Here is a 7,100-nt window from a genome sequence, read left to right on the forward strand (position 1 = left end):
GCGCGACGCTGTACGTATTGTGTTTCAGCGACGAAGGCCCAGACCTCGGCCCACATCCGGTGGGCCTCGAGGAACTGAACGCGGCCTTCACCCCCACCAGCGGCTGGAGTATCGCCGCCGTCGTACCGGACCGGATCGAAACCCGATTCCACGACCACGGCGCACCGGCCTGGTTGGCAACAGTAGACCGCGTCTGAACGGATTTACACACCATGACGAGCGCAGGGACGGCTCGCCGGAATCGGCGTCTACTCTCGGAAGTAATCCATCGTCCACATTTCGTGCCCTGCCGTGGTAAACCGGTTTCCCGTCTGCTGCATGACCGGATGTACGGAAGCGACAGGCGTGCCGTCCGAGTGTAAGAACTCGGGGTTGAACCAAGCCGCCTGGACCTCACCGACGAAGGTCGCGTGGTCACCGGCCAAGTCGATACGCGCGATGATCCGGCAACTCATCCAACCGATGCCGGAGGTAACGACCGGGCCGTAGCCGGACGCCTCGAGATCCCAATCGATCCCACTCGCTCGCAGCTTCTCCGCGGTTGAGCCGACTGGAAAGCGCGAGTACTTGGCACCCAATTTCCAGACAGCATCCAATTGACTCGATACCGGGACACTCAGGGTAAAGCCCGCCGAGGTCATCATCGCGCGAAACGTATCCCACTTCTTGAATACGGCGACGGCCACATGTTGTGGGTCTGTCGAAACCGAAGTCACGTTGGAGACAGGGATCAGGTTGGGCCCGCCCTCGGGAGTCGACGTACCGATCAAGTATGCAATCCGAGGTGCGAGTAGCCGATGAGCTCTCATCACCAATGCGTCCTCGGCCATCACCCGACCTCCCTGCCGGCCGATTTGTACTCTCGGATAGCGTCACCCAACGCCTTGGCCGACTCATCTCTGGACCAACCTGCACAAAGGTCGTTCCATATGCGCTCGATTCCCACCATCACTTGCGGGATCCGCTGACCGTGCGGCGTCTCGAGCACGCGTCGCAAACAGTGAAGCGCGGCACCCGGGCCTTCCAGGTGGAGCAGGGACCGAGCTGAGTTGATCTCGGCGAGAGCGAGCGTCGCCGGCCAGGCATCAGCCTGCGCCGGGGCATACATACTGATTGTTTGGTCAGCTTCGCTCAATGCTCTCGACCATTCTCCAAGGTCCGCATGGACCATCGAGTTGTAGTAATGCCGACGAGCCGGTGAGAACGAGAATGTGGCCCCGAATTCGGCCAGGACTCCGGCGTCTGCAGACCTCGAATGCTCGTCGCAAGATCTTCCGATCGCTTCGTGCGCCGCGTGCTTATCCCCGATGTCGGCATGGGCACGCGCCGCGAAGCCGGACAGGCGAACCGCGGACAACCCGTACGGATCTTCAATCCTGTCGATCACATCGAGTACGTCCTTCGATGTACCCCACCACGAATGAATCATGGCCCATGTGCAGTACGACCAGGTGATCAATGATCTGTGCCCGGCAAGCTCAGCGAAGCGTACCGCGCTGCGTGTCTGGATTACAGCAGCTTTCGGTTCAGCGAGATCGTGTGAGACGGACCCCAGGAGCGCACACGTCGCGGCCATCAGAACGTACAGTTCACTCATCTCGGATGGCCGGATAGCATATTTCAACTGAGCAGCCAATATATCGCGAATGGAGATCAGCTCGAGAAGTACGTTGCCGAGATCCGGGTTCAGCACATAATCCGTAGCTACGCGTCTCAGGTCAGTGGCGGCACTTTCGATCGTCGTCACTTCCACCGCGGGGCGGTTCAGCGATCCGCTCAGACTCGATGAATCCTGTGCGGCATTGAGCACAAGATCCTGCAACCCGGTACCGGCGACAATGCCGACGCCGACCGTACGGAGCGCATCTCGTCGGTTCGTTTGCTCTTCTCCTTCGCCCGTAGACGATGTTCGACCTCTCGGCCGATTGCGCTGAGCCCGCAGGTTCGAGGCGCGCTGCCGGAGCTGCACCAGACGCCCACCTGCACTCAGTATCCCGTCGAGTGCCACTACCAGCTCCCGGGACGGCAGATTGCCGTCCTCCCACTCCGCCATCGAGACGTATTGGCGGGAGTAGCCGATCCTGCCGGCGAGTACTCGCTGGCTCATACCCGCTTCTGTTCTGAGTCTTTTGATCTCCCGAGCCAATTCATCGGCGAGAGCCGCCCGGCCCGCGTGCTACCTTCCGTCCCGACCGGGCTGCGAGTTCCCTCGACACTGTGCTGGACTGCGGCCTGTTCCACACCTTCGACGCGGAGGAGCGCCACCCGTACATCGCGAGCCTGGCATCGGTGACCGACCCCGGCGCGAAATACCGAATTCGGCTCGAACGCTGGATCTATCTCCCGAGCGGAATTCGCTCGATCAGGTCCCACGAGTACATGGCCCGCCGCCGGTGGAGCAGGACCATCGAGACCGCCGAGACTTCCACCCGTACCATTCGCAAACGGTGGTTGACTGCTACCACTGCCTCATCCACTTCGGGAGACGCGATCCCGTCCGAATTACCGTAGGCAACGGTCACGTGCGGGGGATGCCGCAGCGGTGGAGCATCCGACTCGGAGGCCACGCCGGTAGTACCCGCTTCCAGCTTCACTCGCAACTCGTCGATATCCCCGGCGGGTGTCACATCGAAGATCAGTGCGGCGGGCACCCGCCGGAGCGCACCGATAGTCAATTCGAACGGAGTCATTTCGCCCAGCCCGCGCCGGGCACCGGCCTGTATCGCATGGAGCCGACCGGGAGACACCTCACCCGATTTCCCAATACGGCCGACGGTGAGATGCAGGCTTTCCAACGGCGCTGGATCGTATTGCGGAAAGGTGAGTCGGCTCTGGCACTCGCGGACCGCAGAGCGCAACGGCGCCGAGTCTTCGAACGTCAGAAACCAGTAGTATCCGACTACTCCCAACGGCTTCATCCAGTGGTTTCTCACCTGGCTGCCGACAGTCGCCTTTTCTGTTTCGGCCACATTCTTCCTAGTCCGCATCGGTGCTCCGCTGTGCTGCAATCGCCTCACGGACCGTCGCCAACTGTGACGCAGAACCCCCGCGAGCCAGCAGTGCCCGCGCGAATTCGGTGGCACGCGCTCGCACCGGAACTGTTAGGTCTGCTGGCGTACTTTCGAGTGCTTCGATGATCAGCGAGCTCGCGTAGTCCAAATTGCCTCTGCGAGAACTGAGCTGTGCCCGTGCCAGGTCGATTTTCGCCAGCGAACGCCCCCATGGACACTCGGATGGATCCATCTCGGCAAGCGCGTTCTCCACGTGCGTTTCTACCTGATCCGGTATCCCGAGCGAAAGATACGCTGTGGCGGCATTGCCCGCTACCTGCGCGCGGCTGTATCCGCTGATGGAGATACTCGAACGCGAGTAACTCTCCATACCGCGCTCACCCACCAACTCATAGGCTTCTTCGACCACTCGATCGACACCACGACGATCGCCCAGTTTCCCCAGTGCCCTGGCCACGCCATTGATCTTCAATCGGACCTGCTGCGGGCCTGGCGCCGCATAGTTCAACCCATCCTCTGCGAACCGCAGAGCATCGCGATAGCGGCCGGAATAGTACTCACAGTAGCTCTGCATACCGCGCGCCCAAGCCTGTAGGCCCGGCGACTGCACCACACTTCCGAGCTGGAACGCCTCATAGCAGTAAGCGCGTGACAGCTCGAAGTCACCGAAACCTACGTTGACGAAACCGAGTAGTCCTGAGGTCTGGGCAGCTATCTCGTAAAGCCTGCGCCGCTCGCGGATATCACCGCAATTTTCTGCCAGCGTATCGATCAACCGCCGCTGCTCCACCAGGCCATCGACAAGCTGCGCACCGTCCAGAGCCTCGTAATCCTCGATGACAGCGTGGACCCTGGTTGCCAATCGCTCCACGATCTCCCGATCGACAGCCGCCGTGATTCTATGAGTCCTTCTCAGAACATCGAGCAGTTCGTCACTGCCCCGCCCGACAGCCGGGAACTCACCTCCGACCGCTTGGTCTCCAAGCGTTCCCGAGCCCGTCGAACCATTACTCTCCCCATACCCGACTTCGGAACGGGATGCCCTCGTTGCCACGTCCGCCCGGGCGCGCCGAGCATTGAGAGCACCATTTGCTGCGAGCTCCGAGTCCACGGCAGCGACAAGTTCTCGCGACGGCAGATTGCCGTCCTCCCACTCCGCCATCGAGACGTATTGGCGGGAGTATCCGATCCTGCCGGCGAGTACTCGCTGGCTCATACCCGCTTCTGTTCTGAGTCTTTTGATCTCCCGAGCCAATTCATCGGCGAGAGCCGCCCGGCCCGCGGGCCCTACCGATCAGAGGGCCCATCAGCAATCAGGCCATCGCGATCGCCCGGTCGCTCTGGCACGCTGATCACGGCACCGATCGAGCACTGCTGGAACGGGTCGCTGCCGGGCTGCGTGCACTCGAGTCCTCGGACCAGTTCCACCCGCAGCGCGATATCGATCGGATAATCGCCCGGTATCGGGCAACCCACGGCCGTGCTCGCTGACGGCGGCCCGGTGTGGCCGCAATGTGCCGACCATGCGGTCCCGTGGCTCACGGCCGGGCTGCTGGACTGGACGCACAGCACACGGCCCCATCGCCGGGTGCGGTGTCCGGAATATCTCTTCTGCCTCAAAGGGGCACCGGTCGTGGACGGGCACATCGGTGATCACGAGCGCAACGTCTCGGGTATCTGTCCGTGGATCGGCGTGCGGGTGGTGGATTCCGTCCCCGGTTGCGGGTGCGGACCCACCATCACCACCAGGCAGTTGCGGATCGTCCTGCGCGTGGACTGCCGGCCGAACGGAGCGATCCGCTCGGTCGGTTGCCCGGGCAGCGGCTGCCGGGAGATCGTCCGCCTGGTGCAGGGCCGGATCGGCCCGCATGCCGGGCCGTGCCCATGGGTGGGGGTCGAGGTGATCGATCGCGGTCCCCATCCGCCGATCCTTTGATCAGCAGGCTCGGTCGAGGCAGTACACGGCCGAACCGATGCACCGACCTGGTGGGACCGGACGGGCCGGCCTGGTTGGCGGAATTCGAACCCGATGATCGAGCCGAAGCTCTTTCCGAGATCCGGAACGCTGTACTGCTCACGGTGATCTCCGAAGATCCAGAATTACTGCGAGAGGTCTTGCACGCTTGGGCCACGGCCGCCGCGGTGATGCGGGATCCACTGCGGCGAGACGTGCACGCCGGGCCGAGCGAGGAGTGGGACTACGTCGAGGTCGACCCGCCGTCGCCCGGCGATGACATCTGAACGCTGTCCCCCTACTCGGGCCGTATCGGCCATTCGTAGTGGTGAATCGCGGCCCGCACCCGCCGATACCGCGACCGGCGGGTGGGACCCCTACCTGTCTAGGCGCCTGGCTCAGCGACAAGTGCTGGCGATTCACTCGGCACGCCGAACCAGCCGGTCAGCGCCGCACGAAGCCCGTCCACCGCGATATCGGACGGTTCGCCGACCGCGGCGGCCCAGGCGATGTGGGCATCCGGACGAATCAGCAGCGCGTCGGCCGGACGCGCGTCGGTGGTGACTGTCCGGATATCGACGCGGTCTTGCCACTCCCGGGCGACCTCCCGTATTTCGGCTCGGCCGGCGAGAACCAGCAGGACCGGTCGTGCGGAGTGCAGGAGGTCGGCGACAGTGGTCTCCCCGGTATCACTGGACAACGCGAGGTCCGGGGCGAACGTACCGGTCAACGGGTGGTTGTTCGGGTTGGGTAGGTCGTAGCGCACATCGGTGCCCGCGATGAAACCGGCCACCCGGCGGGCGGACTGCTCGTCACCGACCAGTTCCTGGACCACTTCCCGCAGCGCGTCCGCGGCCGGGTCGAGTCCACGCCGTAACGCCACCTGGGCACGGGTCTGCCGCAGGGCACGAGCTCCCGCGTAATGGCGTTCCGTGTGGTAGCTGTCGATCAGTCCGGGTGGCGCCCAGCCGTGGATATCGGCGGCGAGTTTCCAGCCGAGGTTCGCCGCGTCGAGCAGACCGGTGTTGAGCCCCGACCCGGTCGCGGGCAGCAGGTGGGCGGCGTCGCCCGCCACCAGGATCCGGCCGGCCCGATAGGTCTCTGCGTGGTGGTCCTTGAAGGTGAAACGCGCCAGCCGCAGCGGTTCGCCCAACGGGATCTCCGAGCCGAGCACCCGGCGCACGCTGTCCCGGAATTCGGTCAGGGTCATCGGCTCGTCGTCGGCGATATCGGTGGACTCGTCCTCGGCGGTCGAGAACATCAGCATGTCCGGGGTCGGTGACCCGTATCCGAAGGCGCCGCGTGCGGTGCGGGTGAAACCGGTGGTGATCCGGCCCATGCCCGGAACTTCGAGATCGCCGTTGTCGAGACGGGTCACCGAATCGGGCACGGTGACCTGGCATACCCGATTCACCTCGGGATAGGTGGTACCGGTGAACGCGATACCGGCCATCTCCCGGATGCGGCTGCGCCCGCCGTCGCAGCCGACGAGGTAGCGCGCGGTGATCCGGTACGGACCGTCCGGCCCGGACACCTCCGCCGTCACCGAGGTGTCGTCCTGACGCAACCCCACCACCTCGTGGCCGCGGCGGATATCCGCACCGAGCTCACCCACCCGCTCGGCGAGCAACTCCTCCAGCCGAGTCTGCGGCAGCGGCAGCCCGCGCAACGGAGGGTCCATCATGCCGGTGAGATCCACGTGGATACCGCCGAAGGGGTAGCGGGGCGGCGGGGCGGGGGCGGTCACGGCCGCTTCGACCCGCTCCAGCAGCCCGCGGTAGTGCAGCAGTTGCAGGATCTGCCCACCCAGACCCTGGGCCTTCTGGGTGGTTCTGGGCTGTGGGTACTTTTCCAGGAGCAGCGGGCGCACCCCCGCCAGGCTCAGTTCGGCGGCCAGCAGCAGACCGGTCGGCCCGGCGCCCACGATGATCACCTCGGTATCCACCGCCGACCGCGGCTGCGCTGAGAATCCCTCGTGTCCGTTCCCTGACGACTGCACTCGCACCTCGTAACCCTTTCCGTCCCACTGTCGTGGGCTAGGTGTACTGCCCAGGCAGGTTGGTCGAGGGTTTGTGGCGACACGCTGTAGGTGATCGTTGAAATGGTGAAGGTCTCCGTCGTGGAGTGGGAGTTGC

General features: G+C 64.2%; 7 protein-coding genes and 2 pseudogenes. 4 read left to right on the forward strand and 5 right to left on the reverse strand.

Annotated elements, in window-relative coordinates; genetic code table 11:
* A pseudogene (locus IG75_RS39640) lies at positions 1-197 on the forward strand (SAM-dependent methyltransferase); the annotation flags it as partial.
* A 51-nt stretch (positions 198-248) separates the two neighbouring features.
* Here IG75_RS39640 and IG75_RS0135450 read toward each other — a convergent pair.
* Positions 249-830 carry a flavin reductase family protein gene (locus IG75_RS0135450; protein ID WP_081883049.1) on the reverse strand — a complete coding sequence of 194 codons (582 nt, stop codon included), beginning with the start codon at positions 828-830 and terminating at the stop codon, positions 249-251.
* Positions 830-2,146 (reverse strand): helix-turn-helix transcriptional regulator, encoded by a 1,317-nt coding sequence (locus tag IG75_RS0135455; RefSeq protein ID WP_162183835.1) that lies wholly within the window; start codon positions 2,144-2,146, stop codon positions 830-832. Before IG75_RS0135455 ends, IG75_RS0135450 begins: the two co-directional genes overlap by 1 nt.
* A gap of 62 nt (positions 2,147-2,208) precedes the next feature.
* On the opposite strand from IG75_RS0135455, the pseudogene IG75_RS40545 reads away from it, so the two are divergent.
* Positions 2,209-2,304, forward strand: a pseudogene (locus IG75_RS40545) (SAM-dependent methyltransferase); the annotation flags it as partial.
* 32 nt (positions 2,305-2,336) lie between these two features.
* Here the strand turns inward: IG75_RS40545 and IG75_RS0135460 are convergent.
* Positions 2,337-2,969, reverse strand: coding sequence for a 2'-5' RNA ligase family protein (locus IG75_RS0135460; protein ID WP_162183836.1), 633 nt, complete (start codon positions 2,967-2,969; stop codon positions 2,337-2,339).
* 7 nt (positions 2,970-2,976) lie between these two features.
* Positions 2,977-4,266 (reverse strand): helix-turn-helix transcriptional regulator, encoded by a 1,290-nt coding sequence (locus IG75_RS36935; RefSeq protein ID WP_162183837.1) that lies wholly within the window; start codon positions 4,264-4,266, stop codon positions 2,977-2,979.
* 378 nt (positions 4,267-4,644) lie between these two features.
* Between IG75_RS36935 and IG75_RS0135470 the strand changes: the two genes are divergently transcribed.
* Positions 4,645-4,947, forward strand: coding sequence for a hypothetical protein (locus IG75_RS0135470; RefSeq protein WP_156059031.1), 303 nt, complete (start codon positions 4,645-4,647; stop codon positions 4,945-4,947).
* 50 nt (positions 4,948-4,997) lie between these two features.
* A complete protein-coding gene (locus IG75_RS0135475) occupies positions 4,998-5,252 on the forward strand; it encodes a hypothetical protein (protein ID WP_030522986.1) in 255 nt (84 codons plus the stop codon).
* A gap of 98 nt (positions 5,253-5,350) precedes the next feature.
* Here IG75_RS0135475 and IG75_RS0135480 read toward each other — a convergent pair whose 3' ends face one another.
* Complete coding sequence (locus tag IG75_RS0135480; RefSeq protein WP_246872167.1) at positions 5,351-6,964, reverse strand: FAD-dependent monooxygenase; 1,614 nt, start codon at positions 6,962-6,964, stop codon at positions 5,351-5,353.
* Positions 6,965-7,100: the final 136 nt, after the last annotated feature.

It is taken from the genome of Nocardia rhamnosiphila NBRC 108938, from assembly GCF_000720425.1.
GTDB classification, from domain to species: Bacteria; Actinomycetota; Actinomycetes; order Mycobacteriales; family Mycobacteriaceae; genus Nocardia; species Nocardia rhamnosiphila.

What these genes read in the sequence shown, in the direction of transcription:
- IG75_RS0135450 (WP_081883049.1), bottom strand. Translation starts at nt 830, where the DNA reads ATGGCCGAGGACGCATTGGTGATGAGAGCTCATCGGCTACTCGCACCT.